This window comes from Pseudomonas sp. EB271-G4-1 (assembly GCF_058791355.1).
The window spans coordinates 1-15,033 of the sequence record NZ_JBYTEO010000101.1 but is presented as its reverse complement, the minus strand read 5'-3'; the positions used below and the strand labels follow the sequence as shown (position 1 = coordinate 15,033).

The 15,033-nt window shown below is 61.5% G+C and carries 8 protein-coding genes and 2 pseudogenes; 8 read left to right on the top strand and 2 right to left on the bottom strand.

Annotated features, from left to right (window positions below; translation table 11 throughout):
- Positions 1–407 precede the first annotated feature (407 nt).
- Positions 408–1,451, bottom strand: a complete 1,044-nt coding sequence (locus tag AC3WWR_RS29450) for an AraC family transcriptional regulator (protein ID WP_033044354.1) — start codon at positions 1,449–1,451, stop codon at positions 408–410.
- 355 nt (positions 1,452–1,806) lie between these two features.
- On the opposite strand from AC3WWR_RS29450, the gene AC3WWR_RS29445 reads away from it, so the two are divergent.
- The 7 genes from AC3WWR_RS29445 (at position 1,807) to AC3WWR_RS29415 (ending at position 13,186) form a co-directional block, all read left to right on the top strand.
- Positions 1,807–2,373: an RBBP9/YdeN family alpha/beta hydrolase gene (locus AC3WWR_RS29445; RefSeq protein ID WP_020800027.1), complete on the top strand. Its 567-nt coding sequence runs from the start codon at positions 1,807–1,809 to the stop codon at positions 2,371–2,373.
- Positions 2,374–2,500: 127 nt separating this feature from the next.
- Positions 2,501–4,504 (top strand): DUF1302 domain-containing protein, encoded by a 2,004-nt coding sequence (locus tag AC3WWR_RS29440; protein ID WP_083348863.1) that lies wholly within the window; start codon positions 2,501–2,503, stop codon positions 4,502–4,504.
- Between the two features lie 41 nt (positions 4,505–4,545).
- Positions 4,546–5,904: a DUF1329 domain-containing protein gene (locus AC3WWR_RS29435; protein WP_020800025.1), complete on the top strand. Its 1,359-nt coding sequence runs from the start codon at positions 4,546–4,548 to the stop codon at positions 5,902–5,904.
- Between the two features lie 209 nt (positions 5,905–6,113).
- On the top strand, positions 6,114–7,202 hold the full coding sequence (locus AC3WWR_RS29430) for a WD40/YVTN/BNR-like repeat-containing protein (RefSeq protein ID WP_033044348.1): 1,089 nt from the start codon (positions 6,114–6,116) through the stop codon (positions 7,200–7,202).
- A 16-nt stretch (positions 7,203–7,218) separates the two neighbouring features.
- A complete protein-coding gene (locus tag AC3WWR_RS29425; RefSeq protein ID WP_020800023.1) occupies positions 7,219–9,738 on the top strand; it encodes an efflux RND transporter permease subunit in 2,520 nt (839 codons plus the stop codon).
- 6 nt (positions 9,739–9,744) lie between these two features.
- Positions 9,745–11,523: an acyl-CoA dehydrogenase C-terminal domain-containing protein gene (locus tag AC3WWR_RS29420; protein WP_492599285.1), complete on the top strand. Its 1,779-nt coding sequence runs from the start codon at positions 9,745–9,747 to the stop codon at positions 11,521–11,523.
- Between the two features lie 19 nt (positions 11,524–11,542).
- Positions 11,543–13,186: a fatty acid--CoA ligase gene (locus tag AC3WWR_RS29415; RefSeq protein ID WP_489328063.1), complete on the top strand. Its 1,644-nt coding sequence runs from the start codon at positions 11,543–11,545 to the stop codon at positions 13,184–13,186.
- Positions 13,187–13,205: 19 nt separating this feature from the next.
- Here AC3WWR_RS29415 and AC3WWR_RS29410 read toward each other — a convergent pair.
- A pseudogene (locus AC3WWR_RS29410) lies at positions 13,206–13,295 on the bottom strand (outer membrane lipoprotein carrier protein LolA); the annotation flags it as partial.
- A gap of 205 nt (positions 13,296–13,500) precedes the next feature.
- Between AC3WWR_RS29410 and AC3WWR_RS29405 the strand changes: the two are divergent.
- Positions 13,501–14,827 (top strand): annotated as a pseudogene (locus AC3WWR_RS29405) (OprD family porin).
- Positions 14,828–15,033 lie beyond the last annotated feature (206 nt).

The following is a 15,033-nucleotide window of genomic DNA, read 5'->3' as shown; positions in this document are numbered from 1 at the left end:
CCGCAGGAATGGATATGTACTCAGTCACAAATCCCCATTGGCCGCCAGGACGCCTTCGCCGGCAAGCCTGGCTCCTACAGTAAAAGCGAAACCCTAAGTGGCCGTTACCGCAGGAATGGATATGTACACCTGAAAGAAATTGGTCCGCTGACAGGCCGCTTTCGCGAGCAGGCTCGCTCCCACAGTAGATCGGGTACAACCGCAAGCGACTGGTCCGCTGTCAGGCCGCCTTCGCGAGCAGGCTCGCTCCCACAGTAGATCGGGTACAACCGCAAGCGACTGGTCCGCTGACAGGCCGCTTTCGCGAGCAGGCTCGCTCCCACAGTAGATCGGGTACAACCGCAAGCGACTGGTCGGCTGTCAGGCCGCCTTCGCGAGCAAGTCCGCTCCCACAACAGGCGTGATAATCAGGAGGGCTTGGGTGGGGCTGCATCCGACGGGGCTTTTGCCGAACCCTGCTTTTGCGCGCGCCACGTCGCCGGAGGCATGCCGAACTGGCTGATGAACCAGCGCGTAAACGAACTCGCCATTGAGTAGCCAAGCATGTCGGCAATGCGACTGAGCGAGTAATTCGGGTTGTCCAGGTAACGCAGCACCAGGTCGCGGCGCACGTCGTTGATCACATCGTTGAAGGCACAGCCATCATCCTTGAGGCGACGTTGCAGCGTGCGCACGTTCATGCCCTGGCTCTGCGCGACCTGTTCGATGGTGGCACGGCCCATCGGCAGCAGCAGGTAGATGGCCTTGCGCACTTCGAACAGCATCGAAGTGCCTTGGTGGCTTTGCAGCGAATCGAGGTAGCTCTGGGCATAGCGCGCCATGGCAGGGTCGGCGTTGGGGTTGGTCATGTCCAGGCTGGCGCCGGCGCAGACGATGCCGTTGAACTCACTGCCGAACTCCAGGGTGCAGCCGAACAGGCGGCGGTGCAGTTGAAGGTTGTCGGGGGCCTGGTGGGTGAAGTTGACGCTGTAGGGGTGCCAGTGTGAGCCGAGCAGGGCGGCGCACAGGCGGAACATCACGCCGATGGCCAGCTCGGTGGCCTGTCGACAGGGCATCGGCGATTCCGTGACCACCTCTTCGCGAATGATCACCATCTTGCCGGCCTCTTCAATGAAGATGGCCAGCGAGTCATTCATCAAGTGCCGGTAATGCACCACCACCTGCAAGGCATCGCGCAGCGTGCGCTGATGGCTGAGCAGCAGGCTGACCACGCCGAAGTCCGAGAGCTGGCGTGATTCGGCCATGCTCAAACCGAAGGTCTGGCAGCCGCTGGCAGAGGCTGAATCCTCCAGCAGGCGCACGGCGGAATCGATGGGGATGCGATGTTCCGGGGCCTGCAGCAAAGCCTTGGACAAGCCAACGCTGGCCAGCAAATCGCGTGGGTTGAACCCCAGGTATTGGGTGACCTCCAGGTAGTTGGTCAAGACGGCGGCGCGAACAAGCTTGGTCATGCGAAGGTCTTTCCTGGGCCGATTGCAATTCAATTGAGCGTGGCGACTATATCCAGCGCATCAGCAATTGCAACAGTTGTTAAGTGAGCGATTGCACCCGCCCATTGCTGTCCGATTTACCACTCTTGAACCTGCCTCATCGAGGCTCACCCATTGATTACAGTGACCCGCACAGAACTTGCTGAGATTTTCGACCGGTGGTCGCACCGCGCCATCACCGAAACGTTTGTCATGAAAAGAAAAGTGCCTGACGTCCAATGAAAAGCGCCTGGGGTGGGCGCTCTTTAATGTCAGTCCTACAAAAAGCCCCTGGCGACAGAGCCAGTCGAGTCATCGAGAAAGCGTAGGTGTTGAAGTGGACAAACTGCAAACTGCCGCAACCGTTCTGATCGTACCGGGCCTGCGTGAGCACGTCGCCGAACATTGGCAGACGTTGCTTGAAGCCAGGCTGAGCAAGGTACGTAGCGTGCCGCCGCTGGAGGCCGACAAGCTCGATTGCAACAAACGCGTGCAAGCGATCCAGCATGCACTGGAACAGATCGACGGGCCGGTGATCCTGGTCGCCCATAGCGCCGGTGTCCTGATGGTCGCGCACTGGGCCGCGCAGCACAGCCGGCCGATCAAGGGCGCGCTGCTGGCCGCTCCACCTGACCTCGATGCCCCTTGGCCGTCTGGCTACCCATCGCCTGAAACCCTGCGTAGCCAGGGGTGGGACCCTCTACCCAAAGGCCCGCTGCCATTTCGCAGCCTCGTGGCCGCCAGTACCAACGACCACCTCGCCAGCCTGCAAGCCGTTACGCACCTGGCCGAAGGCTGGGGTAGCGAGCTGCTCAACCTGGGCGATGTCGGTCATCTCAATCCTGCTGCCGGGTACGGGCACTGGCCGCAAGCCGAAGCCCTGATCCTCGAGCTGGATCGCTAGTTCAGGCGCCGGTTGGCCCGCGCCATCCGGTATCCGCCCCTATCCTGAAAAACGTAAACCCCTGGAACAAGGGGTTACGCGGGGCCTGCTGCGCTTAAAACAAATACAAAAAGGCGGAGACAACGCTATGCACCACAACAAGAGTCACGGGTTCACCGCTTCACGCTACACCTTGCTGGCCTCGGCCATTCTCGCGGCAACGGTGCCGACGGCCCATGCGGTCGAGATCGAGACAGGTAACCCGGACTGGAACGTTCGCGTGGATAACACCGTCAAGTACAACTACGGCGTACGCACCGAAAGCGCGGACAAACGTATGTTGGGCACGCCCAACAACAACGACGGCGACTACAACTTCCGTAGGTCTGGCACCAACATCACCAACCGCGTCGACCTGTTGACCGAGATGGACGTGGTTTATCAGAACCACATGGGCTTTCGCGTAAGCGCCGCCGGTTGGTACGACAAGGCCTACGAGAACACCGGTTCCAATTCCAACCCGTTCGTCAACGGCAACGGTTCGACCTCGGGCCTGATCGCCAACGACCCGCGCCTGGCCGGGGTCACCAATGACAACGTCGGCAATGGCAGCCCGCACCTGAGCAACTATGCCCAGCGTTACTACACGGGTCCGTCCGGCGAAATCCTCGACGCCTTCGTGTTCTACAGCACCGAAGTGGGCGAGGAGTCGATGCTGAGCTTCAAGGCTGGCCAGCACAACGTGTTCTGGGGCGAGACCATTCTCAATCCGGTGCATTCGATCAGCTACGGCCAGTCCGGCCTGGACCTGGCCAAGCTGGCCGCGTCGCCGGGCACCGAAGCCAAGGAGCTGTTCGTACCGCGCAATCAGCTGTCGATGTCGTTCACCGTCAACCCTGAGTTGACCCTGGCGGCCCAATACTTCCTCGACTGGGATGAAGCGCGTCTTCCAGAAGCCGGCACCTACTACGGCGGTTCCGACCTGGTCGGTTTCGGCGCGCAGTCGTTCCTGCTGGGTAACACTAATGCTGTCGTGCCTGGCAGCCCTCTGGGTTGCGGCCTGGCGCCGTGCAACGGCTTGACCAACGTGCGTCGCGGGCACGACCTGACCCCGGACAAGCGCGGCGACTGGGGCCTCATGGCCAAATGGTCACCCGCCTGGCTGGACGGCACCCTCGGCGTCTATTACCGCGAAACCTCGGAAATCCTCCCGCAAGCCTGGCTCGATGCCCGTGGCCTGAGTTCGGCCAACCCGAACGGAACCCGGCCAGCCGGCCAGGTGCCCGCGGTCATCAATACGCTCAACTCGCTGAGCACCGCCACCTATCAGATGGCCTATGCCGACAACATCAAGATCGTTGGCCTGAGCCTGTCCAAGGACGTGGGCGGGGTGAGCGTGGGCTCGGACCTGAACGTCCGGCACAACATGCCGCTGGCCAGTATTCCAGCCGTCGTCAGCACCACCAGTCCCCTGGGCCTGGGCCAGGGGCTCGGCCTGCTGCCGGCGCGCACACCCGGAACCGGCGTGATCTATGACACCCCGGAAAAGGGCGACAGCATGGCCGCCACCGGCGACACCCTGCACTGGACGGTCAACGGTCTGATGACCATGCCGAAAACGCCCGTGTTCGATTCGGCGACCCTGCTCGCCGAGTTGTACTACAGCAACTTGCTCAAGCTCGATAGCAAGAACGAAGCGCTCTACAAAGGCAAGGGCACTTACCACGGTATCGATCAGCCGACCCGTGACAACTGGGGCATCGCGGTCAACTTCACACCGACCTGGTACCAGGTGTTTCCCGGTGTCGACCTCAATGCACCGATGTCCGTCAACCTCGGTCTCGATGGCGTTTCACCGGTTTCCGGTGGCGGTGCCAAGGACACCGGTAACTACGCAGTCGGCCTCGGCGCCGTTGTGTACAACAAATACTTCGTCGACCTGAAATACGTGGACTCTTTCGGCAAGGCCGACAAGTGCAATGTCAGTGGCGTGAGTACTGGCCCGACCGGAGGTGACGGCGCTGCGCCGAATGCCTTCAGCGGCAACGAAAACTACGCCTGTTACGCCGGTGGCTATTCGTCCTTTTCCGGTGGTGGCGCCACGACTGAGGACCGTGGCGCTGTGTACCTGACGATGAAAACAACCTTTTGATGCACCACTGATTTGCTCAATGCAAGCAGGAGAATAACAAGATGAAATTCGTGAAAACCGTGTTGGCCGCTTCGCTGGCCATGGTCCTTGCCGCCCAGGTACAGGCCGCTGTTTCAACCCAGGACGCTGCCAAGCTGGGCACCAGCCTGACCCTGGTGGGCGCCGAAAAGGCCGGCAATGCCGATGGTTCGATTCCGGCCTACAACGGTGGCCTGACCACGCCGCCAGCCAGTTTCAAAGCCGGTGACAGCATGCGCCCGGACCCGTTTGCCAGTGAAAAACCGCTGCTGGTGATCGATGGCAAGAACGTCGACCAGTACAAGGGCATGCTCACCGCCACCACGGTGGAACTGGCCAAGCGCTTTCCGACTTTCCGTGTCGACGTGTTCCCGACCCACCGCACCGTTTCGCTGCCAAAAGCCATCCTCGATAACGGCGTGAAGAACGCCAGCGGCGCCAAGTCACTCGAAGGCGGGTTGGCCATCGACAACGTGCTGCCGGGCGTACCGTTCCCGATTCCGCAATCGGGCAACGAAGCGATGTGGAACTTCCTCTTGCGTTATCAGGGCGTGAGCATCAACTCCAAGTACGACTCCTGGAACGTTGACTCCGCCGGCGTGCCAAGCCTGGCCACCACCGGGCAGGCGTTCATCTCCTATCCGATCTACGAGAACCTGACGCAGCCGATCAGCAGCGCCGATGTGTACTACCAGATGAAGCTGTCCTACACCGGCCCGGCACGTCGCGCCGGCGAGGCGGTAATGCTCAAGGACGCGGCCAACCCGCTGCAGCAACCACGCCGCGCCTGGCAATACCTGCCGGGGCAGCGTCGGGTGAAGCTGGCGCCTAACCTGGCGTACGACACGCCGAACCCAGGGACTGCGGGTGCGGGCACTTATGACGATGTGTTCGTGTTCAACGGTGCGCTGGATCGCTACGACTGGAAGCTGGTGGGCAAGCAGGAAATGATCGTGCCCTACAACACCTACAAGCTGACCTACGCCCAGGATCCGAAGTCGCTGACCACCGCCAATCACCTCGCACCAGACTTCGTGCGCTGGGAAAAACACCGCGTATGGGTCGTGGAAGGCAACCTCAAGGCCGGTGCCCGGCACATCTATGCCAAGCGCCGCTTCTACCTCGACGAAGACAGCTGGAGCGCTTTGGCCTCGGATCAGTATGACGCCCGTGGCCAGCTCTATCGTGGTTCCTTCGCGTTCCTCAGCCAGAGCTATGACAAGCAGGTGCCGGACTCCACGCCGTTCATGATCTACGACCTGGTCGGTGGCTCCTACAACATCAACGGTGTAGTCGGCCCTTACGGCGGCATCAAGTACATCGATCCGCTCTCCAAGGCCCAGTGGTCGTCGGAATCCCTGGCCGGCAGCGGCATTCGCTAAGCAAACCGCAAGCAGACGCTCGCACGATCCACTGTGGGAGCGAGCCTGCTCGCGATGGACGTTAACGATGACGCGTGCTGTCTGGATGCCCGCGTCGCCCTCTGGTCCATCGCGAGCAGGCTCGCTCCCACATGACCTGCACGGCGCAAGGTTTGAACGTCAGGCACACCGATGTGTGTCCCGGCGCGGTTTTCCGAAGAGGACGCGGTATGTGTTCGTATAAGAATTTCAAGCACGTGGCGTTTGGCCTGGCGCTCGGCCTGTTGCAGGGCGTCACCCACGCAGCCGATTACGTTGATGTGCTGGACCTGCCTGCCAGGGTCAGTGCCTTGGCCAGCAATAGCCCGCTGTCCGGCATGGCCCGCGCCGGTGAGCGCGTGATCGCCGTTGGCCAGCGCGGCCATATCCTGTTTTCCGATGACGCTGGCAAGCACTGGCAGCAGGCTGCCGTACCGGTCAGCGCCGACTTGACCGCCGTGAGTTTTTCCGGCCCCACCCAGGGCTGGGCGGTGGGCAATGACGGTGTGGTGTTGCACACGAGCGACGCTGGCGCGACCTGGAACAAGCAACTCGACGGCCGCCAGATCGGCAACTTGCTGGTCAAGCATTACACGGCGCTGGCCAGTGCCGAGCCGGGCAACGAACAGTGGCCGCTGCTGGTCGCCGAAGGTCAGCGACTGCTGGAGCAGGGTGCCGATAAACCGCTACTCGATGTGTGGTTCGCCAATGACCAAGTCGGCTATGTGGTCGGCGTGTTCAACCTGATCCTGCGCACTGACGATGGCGGCATGAGCTGGACGCCGTTGCAGGATCGCACCGACAACCCGCAAGGCTTGCACCTCAATGCCATCGCCTCCACTGGTGACAGCCTGTACATCGCCGGCGAACAAGGCCTGTTGCTCAAATGGGATGAGCAGGCTCAACGCTTCGCCGCCGTGGAGACGCCCTATCAGGGCAGCTTCTTCGGTGTCATCGGCAAGCCTGGCGAAGTGCTCGTCTACGGCTTGCGCGGCAACGTGCTGCGCAGTACCGACGGCGGGCAGAGCTGGACCCCGTTGGACACTGGGCTGCACATCAGCATTACCGCCGGCCTCGTCGATGCCCGTGGCCATTACCGCCTGTTCACCCAGGGCGGGCAGATGCTGGTCAGCCAGGGCACAGGTGCGCACATGCACCTGGTGCAGCAACCGGCACGCACCCCGGTTGCCGGTGCCACCCAGTCCGCCGACGGCGCATTGGTGGTAGCGGGCAGCCGTGGCGCCCAGGTGTTAGCCGCCGATCCAGCCCTCGAACCCTAAGAGCGAGAACCCAGACATGGGCAATATCAAACAAGACGCCATGCCGGTGATTCGCGAGCTGCGTGATTTCGACCGCCGCTCCGGCAACCTGCTCGAACGGCTGGTGTTCAACTACCGTCCGCTGTTCATGCTGCTGATGGCCTTGGCCACCGTGGTCCTGGGCTTCATGGCGGTGACCCGCCTGGAACTGCGCCCCAGCTTCGAAAAAATGATTCCGCAGAGCCAGCCGTACATCCAGAATTTCCTGGAAAACCGCCAGTCGCTGCGCGGCCTGGGCAACTCGGTACGGGTGGTGGTCGAGAACACCCAGGGTGACATTTTCGACCCTCAGTACCTTGACGTGCTCAAGCAGGTCAACGACCAGTTGTTCCTCACTGAAGGCGTCGACCGTGCGTGGATGAAGTCCTTGTGGAGCCCGGCGGTACGCTGGACTGAAGTCACCGAGCAAGGCTTCCAGGGTGGCCCGGTGATGCCTGATACCTATGAGGGCAAACCTGAGCAAATCGAACAGTTGCGCCAGAACATTTCCCGCGCCGGCATCGTCGGCAGCCTGGTCGCCAGCGACTACAAGTCGAGCATGCTCGTCGTACCGCTGCTGGACAAGTCCGCCGCAGGTGGCCAGCGCATCAACTACCATCAGTTCTCGCAGATGCTCGAAGAGCAGTTGCGCGACAAGATCGAATTCGCCGGCGACAGCGCGGCGCGTAAATCCGGGGAAGAGGGCAAGGGCCCGTACAAGGTGCGGGTGATCGGTTTCGCCAAGCTGATGGGCGACCTGATCGACGGCCTGATCCAGGTGATGATGTTCTTCGGGCTGGCCGTGGTCACTTCGCTGATCATCATCTACGCCTACACCCGTTGTGTGCGCAGCACCTTGTTGGTGGTCGGCTGCTCGCTGATCGCGGTAGTCTGGCAACTGGGCATCGTCGCCTGGCTGGGCTACGCCATCGACCCGTACTCGGTGCTTGTACCGTTCCTGATCTTCGCCATCGGTGTGTCACACGCCGCGCAGAAGATGAACGGCATCATGCAGGACATCGCCCGTGGCACCCACAAACTGATTGCCGCGCGCTACACCTTCCGCCGCCTGTTCATCGCTGGCGTCACTGCATTGCTGGCTGACGCCGTGGGCTTTGCCGTGCTGATGCTGATCGACATTCCGGTGATCCAGGACCTGGCGATCACCGCCAGCATCGGTGTCGCGGTACTGATCTTCACCTCACTGTTGCTGATGCCGGTGGCGCTGTCCTACATCGGCGTCGGCCGCAAGGCGGCCGAGCGTGCGCTGAAAATCGACAACCGTGCCGAGCACCACAAGGGCTTCGGCAAACTCTGGGACCTGCTCGATCGTTTCACCACGCGCAAGTGGGCGACGGGCGCCGTGCTGGTCGCGGTGCTGATGGGCATTGGCGGCTTCATGGTCAGCCTGCAACTGAAGATCGGCGACCTTGAAAGTGGGGCGCCGGAATTGCGCGCCGACTCGCGCTACAACCGCGACAACGCCTACATCACCAGCCACTATGCGCTGTCCAGCGACCTGTTCGCGGTGATGATCAAGACCGCGCCGGAAGGCTGCCTGAACTACAAGACCCTGATCCTCGCCGATCGCCTGGCCTGGGAGCTGCAGCAGTATCCGGGTGTGCAGGCGACGTCCTCACTGGTCAACGCGGTACGCCAGATCACCGCCGGCACCTATGAAGGCAACCCCAAGCTCAACAGCATCCAGCGCAACCAGGACGTGCTGAACTATGCCGCGCAGCAAGCCTCGGTCAACTCTCCGGAGCTGTTCAACAACAACTGCTCGCTGATGCCGGTGATTGCCTTCCTCAAGGATCACAAGGCGGAGACCCTGGATGCCGTGGTGGCGATCGCCGACAAGTTCGCCAAGGAAAACAGTACTGACGATCGCCAGTTCCTGTTGGCGGCCGGCAGTGCCGGGATCGAAGCGGCCACCAACATCGTGGTGCGCGAGGCCAACCGTACCATGCTGCTGTACGTCTACCTGGCGGTGACGCTGTTCTGCCTGATCACTTTCCGCAGCTGGCGCGCCACGCTGGTGGCGCTGCTGCCACTGGTGCTGACTTCGATCCTGTGCGAAGCGCTGATGGTGGTCATGGGCATCGGCGTGAAAGTCGCGACCTTGCCGGTGATCGCCTTGGGTGTGGGGATCGGTGTGGACTACGCACTGTATCTGCTCAGCGTGCAATTGCACTTCCAGCGCCAGGGCCTGCCGCTGTCCCAGGCGTACCGCAACGCCGTGTCGTTCACCGGCCGGGTGGTCGGGCTGGTGGGCATCACACTGGCCGCCGGCGTGGTGTGCTGGGTCTGGTCGCCGATCAAGTTCCAGGCCGACATGGGCATCCTGCTGACCTTCATGTTCCTTTGGAACATGCTCGGCGCGCTGATCCTGATTCCGGCCCTGTCGTACTTCCTGCTGCGTGAACGGGCACCGCAACCCGGTGCTGTTGCGGCAGCCGAAATCATTGAATCCACTGAACGTCCCGGCATGCCCCATGCCGTGACCACTTCCGAGTAAGTCAAGATGTCTGATTACAAAGCTCCCCTGCGCGACATGCGCTTCGTCCTCAACGAGGTCTTCCAGGTGTCCCGGCTGTGGGCCAGTTTGCCTGGCCTGGCCGACGTGATCGATGAAGAAACCGCTGCCGCCATCCTCGAAGAAGCCGGCAAGATCAGTGGCGAAGTCATCGCACCCTTGAACCGCGCCACCGACGAGCAGGGCTGTACCTGGAGCAATGGTTCGGTCACCGCGCCAGAGGGTTTTGCCGAGGCCTATCAAGCCTTCGCCGAAGGCGGTTGGGTCGGTGTCGGTGGAGATCCGCAGTACGGTGGCATGGGCATGCCCAAGGCGATTTCGGCCCAGGTCGAAGAGATGGTCAACGCGGCCAGCCTGTCGTTCGGCCTGTACCCGATGCTGACCGCCGGCGCCTGCCTGTCGATCAAGGCGCACGCCAGTGAAGAACTCAAGGCGCGTTACCTGCCGAACATGTACGCCGGCACCTGGACCGGTTCCATGTGCCTGACCGAGGCCCATGCCGGCACCGACCTGGGCATGATCCGCACTCGCGCCGAGCCCCAGGCCGATGGCAGCTACAAGGTCAGCGGCAGCAAGATTTTCATCACCGGCGGCGACCACGACCTGACCGAAAACATCATCCACCTGGTACTGGCGCGACTGCCCGATGCCCCGGCAGGCCCAAAAGGCATCTCGCTGTTCCTGGTGCCCAAGGTGCTGGTCAACGCCGACGGATCGCTGGGTGAAAACAATGCGCTGTCCTGCGGCTCCATCGAACACAAGATGGGGATCAAGGCGTCGGCCACCTGCGTGATGAACTTCGACGGCGCCACCGGCTGGATCGTCGATGCGCCGAACAAGGGGCTGGCGGCGATGTTCACCATGATGAACTACGAGCGCCTGGGCGTGGGCATCCAGGGCCTGGCGCAGGGCGAGCGTTCCTATCAGAACGCCGTCGCCTATGCTCGTGATCGCTTGCAGAGCCGTGCACCTACCGGCGCGCAGAACAAAGACAAGGCCGCCGATCCGATCATCGTCCACCCTGACGTACGGCGCATGCTGTTGACTATGAAGGCCCTGAACGAAGGTGGCCGTGCGTTCTCCAGCTACGTGGCCCTGCAACTGGACATCGCCAAATACAGCGAAGACCCGACAACCCGCACGCGTGCCCAGGAACTGGTGTCGTTGCTGACCCCGGTGGCGAAGGCATTTCTCACCGACATGGGCCTGGAAACGACCCTGCACGGGCAGATGATTTTCGGCGGCCATGGCTACATTCGCGAGTGGGGCCAGGAGCAACTGGTGCGCGACGTGCGCATCACGCAAATCTACGAAGGCACCAACGGCATCCAGTCCCTGGACCTGGCCGGGCGCAAGATTGTCGGCAGCGGCGGGGCGCTCTACCGCCTGTTTGCTTCGGAAATCCGCAACTTCACCGCCAACGCCAGCGCCGAACTTGATGAGTTCACCCAGCCGTTGAACGCCGCCGTGGACACCCTCGATGAACTGACCGCGTGGCTGCTGGATCGGGCACAGGGCAACCCAAATGAAATCGGCGCGGCCTCGGTCGAGTACCTGCACGTGTTTGGCTACACCGCGTACGCCTACATGTGGGCGCGCATGGCCAAGGCCGTCGTCAGCGGCGATGCCGAGGACGATTTCTACACCAGCAAGCTGGCCACCGCGCGTTTCTACTTCGCCCGGTTGCTGCCACGTATCCACTCGTTGAGCGCATCGGCCAAAGCCGGAAGCGACTGCCTCTACGAGCTGCAAGCCGACCAGTTCTAAAGGACAAGGAACCTTAATCATGATGGCGACAAAAATAATTCCACCCGCCGAAGGCGCCTATGCCTATCCCTTGCTGATCAAGCAATTGCTGCTGTCCGGGGTGCGCTACGAACCGGGTCGGGAAATCGTCTACGCCGACAAGCTGCGCTACAGCTACCAGACCCTCAACCAGCGCATCCGCCGCCTGGCTAATGCGTTGACTGCGGCCGGGGTCAAGGCCGGGGACACCGTGGCCCTGCTTGACTGGGACAGCCACCGCTACCTGGAATGCTTCTTCGCCGTGCCGATGATCGGCGCGGTGCTGCACACGGTGAACATTCGCCTGTCGCCGGAGCAGGTGCTGTTCACCATGAACCACGCCGAGGATGACCTGGTGCTGGTGCATGACGATTTCCTGCCGCTGGTCGAGCAGATCCAGGGGCGGCTGACCACGGTCAAAGGCTTTGTGCAGCTCACCGATGACCAGGCATCCGATACTTCATTACCCGTGCAGGGCGAGTACGAGCAGTTGCTGTCGCAGTGTTCGGACCAGTATGACTTTCCCGATTTCGACGAGAATTCGGTAGCGACGCTGTTCTACACCACCGGCACCACCGGCGACCCCAAGGGCGTGTATTTCACCCATCGCCAGTTGGTCCTGCACACCTTGAATGCCGTGGGGACATTGGGCGTCTACCAGGGGACGCCGCTGCTGCGTTCCGATGACGTGTACATGCCGATCACGCCGATGTTCCATGTGCATGCCTGGGGCGTGCCTTACGTCGCTACCCTGATGGGCATCAAGCAGGTGTACCCCGGCCGCTACGAACCCAATAGCCTGGTCCGGCTTTATCAGGAGGAGAAGGTGACGTTTTCCCACTGTGTGCCGACCATCCTGCAAATGCTCCTCACCTGTGAGCAAGGCAAGTCCGCCGATTTCAACGGCTGGAAAATGCTCCTGGGTGGCAGTGCGCTGCCCTTGGGTCTTGCCAGCGAAGCCAGTGCAAAAGGCATGGTGGTGCACGCTGGCTACGGCATGTCGGAAACCTGCCCGCTGCTGTGCCTGACTTACCTGCGCGATGAAGACCGCAAGCTATCGGCCCAGGCGCAACTGCCGACACGCATCAAGACCGGTACCCCGGTGCCGATGGTCGACCTGAAAATCATCGATGCCAGTGGCAATGACGTGGTCCATGACGGCGAGTCCCTGGGCGAGATCGTGGTGCGCGCGCCCTGGCTGACACAAGGCTACTTGAAGGAGCCGCAAAAAGGCGCCGAGCTGTGGCAGGACGGCTGGTTGCACACTGGCGACATGGCTTCCATCGACCCGTTGGGCGGTGTGGAAATCAAGGATCGCATCAAGGACGTGATCAAGACCGGCGGGGAGTGGATCAGCTCCCTGGAGCTGGAAAGCCTGATCAGCGAACACCAGGCGGTGCTGTCGGTCGCGGTGGTGGGCATTGCCGATGAGCAATGGGGAGAACGGCCCATGGCCCTGGTGGTGTGCGAGCCGGGACAGTACCTGGACCGCAAGATCCTCGAGGCGCACCTGCAAGGGTTCGTCGAGCTCGGCCGGATCAATAAATGGGCGATTCCCAAGCAGTTCAAGTTCGTGGCTGAGATTCCCAAGACCAGCGTTGGCAAGATCAACAAGAAGCTGATCCGGGAACAGGCGCTGGTCTGAGCAACCGTGACGCATAACCCACTGTAGGAGCGAGCATGCTCGCGAGAAACCCGAGAGCACCGCGGGGTGTCAGGTAGCCAGCGTCATCGTTGACGACCATCGCGAGCATGCTCGCTCCTACAGGGGGCCTTCGGCACGTCCGATTTCGATGAAAATCCCCCTGGTCGTTTTTCAAAAACCATGAGGTTGCGTACCTCATTGCGACAACTCTTATCCCTCTACGGAAATTACTTTCATCTCGTTTGAAGTTCGTGCCTCGAAATGTTCTAAGAGTTTCACAAATATTTCGACGTGACCCTCTTGAGGAGTACCGCATGTTCAAACGAGCAATTCCCGCCGCCATCCTGTTGTTCGGCGGTTCGATCGGCGCACAGGCAGCAGAGCCTGGCGCACGCGGCTTTCTGGAAGACAGCAAGGCCAGCCTTTCCATGCGTACCCTGTACTTTAACAGCGATAACCGCGACGGCAGCGCAGACCCTTCCAAGACCGAAGAGGCGGCCCAGGGTTTTGTGCTGCGTTATGAGTCGGGATTCACCCAAGGCACCCTGGGGTTCGGGCTTGATGCCCAGGCGTTGCAAGGGATTACCGCTGGACAGCGGCGCCGGTCGCCACGTCGGCAGCGGCATGATTCCCTCGAAGGGCGACGGTGCGGCCGATGCCTGGAGCAGCTTCGGTCCCACGGCGAAGATGCGCATCGCCAAGACCGAACTGCGTTACGGCACGTTGTTGCCGAAGCTGCCGATACTGCTGTCCAACGATGCCCGCGTGCTGCCGCAATCGTTCACCGGCGGCCAGGTCACGTCAAAAGACATCGATGGCCTGACCCTGACCGGCGGGTTGCTGGAGCACGCAGTCGGTCGTGCCTCGACCGATCGAACCGGCCTGTCGGTTGCCGGTGGTACCCGGGACAGCAACAAGTTCTATTTCGCCGGGGGCGACTACGAGGTGACCAAGGCGCTGAAGGCACAGTACTACTTCGCGCAGTTGGAAGACTTCTACAACCAGAACTTCCTCGGCCTGACACACAGCCTGGCCATCGACAGTGCAAGCGCCATCACCACGGACCTGCGCTATTTCCGCACCACCTCCAGCGGTGCCAACAGCTCCGCCGCAGGTAGAGCGCAAGGCTATCGCGTCTCGGGTTACACCGATGACAACAACGGTGAAATCGATAACGACACCTGGGCTGCCATGGTTACCTATACCAACGGCGGCCATGCCGTGGCGCTCGGTTACCAGCAAGTGGGCGATGGCAGCAACTTCGTCCAGCCCAACCAGGGCAGCCTGGTGGATAAAGGCGCGGGTGGTGGCAGCGTCTACCTGCCCACCGATCGCATGATCCAGAGCTTTGCCCGCGCCGGGGAGCGAACCCGTTTCGGTCAATACACCTATGACTTCGCGCCCCTTGGAATCCCTGGCCTGAAGGCGTCAGTGGCGTATCTCAAGGGCACGGACATCAAGGCGCAAAACGCTGCAGACCAGTCTGAGTGGGAGCGTGATATGACGCTGGACTATGTGATTCAGTCGGGTTCGCTCAGGGGGCTTGCCTTCAGCGTGCGCAATGGCAAGTCGAACACCGATGCCGGGCGCAATGTTGAGCAGAATCGCTTCATCATCAACTACACCCTGTCGCTGCTGTAACGCCCGTTAAGCACTCACGGCGGAATGAAACCCTTGTAGGAGCCAGGCTTGCCGGCGATGGCGGCCTGATAGCCGACCTATTATTTGTTGTCGGAGTACATATCCATACCTGCGGTAATGGCCACCTACGGTTTCGCTCTTACAGCGAGTCACTTGGAAAAGCCCCAAGTAACCAAGGGCTCTTGCCCCTGGCGTTCGGTGCCTCG

What these genes read in the sequence shown, in the direction of transcription:
- AC3WWR_RS29435 (WP_020800025.1), top strand. Translation starts at nt 4,546, where the DNA reads ATGAAATTCGTGAAAACCGTGTTGGCCGCTTCGCTGGCCATGGTCCTT.
- AC3WWR_RS29415 (WP_489328063.1), top strand. Translation starts at nt 11,543, where the DNA reads ATGATGGCGACAAAAATAATTCCACCCGCCGAAGGCGCCTATGCCTAT.
- AC3WWR_RS29440 (WP_083348863.1), top strand. Translation starts at nt 2,501, where the DNA reads ATGCACCACAACAAGAGTCACGGGTTCACCGCTTCACGCTACACCTTG.
- AC3WWR_RS29430 (WP_033044348.1), top strand. Translation starts at nt 6,114, where the DNA reads ATGTGTTCGTATAAGAATTTCAAGCACGTGGCGTTTGGCCTGGCGCTC.
- AC3WWR_RS29420 (WP_492599285.1), top strand. Translation starts at nt 9,745, where the DNA reads ATGTCTGATTACAAAGCTCCCCTGCGCGACATGCGCTTCGTCCTCAAC.
- AC3WWR_RS29425 (WP_020800023.1), top strand. Translation starts at nt 7,219, where the DNA reads ATGGGCAATATCAAACAAGACGCCATGCCGGTGATTCGCGAGCTGCGT.
- AC3WWR_RS29450 (WP_033044354.1), bottom strand. Translation starts at nt 1,451, where the DNA reads ATGACCAAGCTTGTTCGCGCCGCCGTCTTGACCAACTACCTGGAGGTC.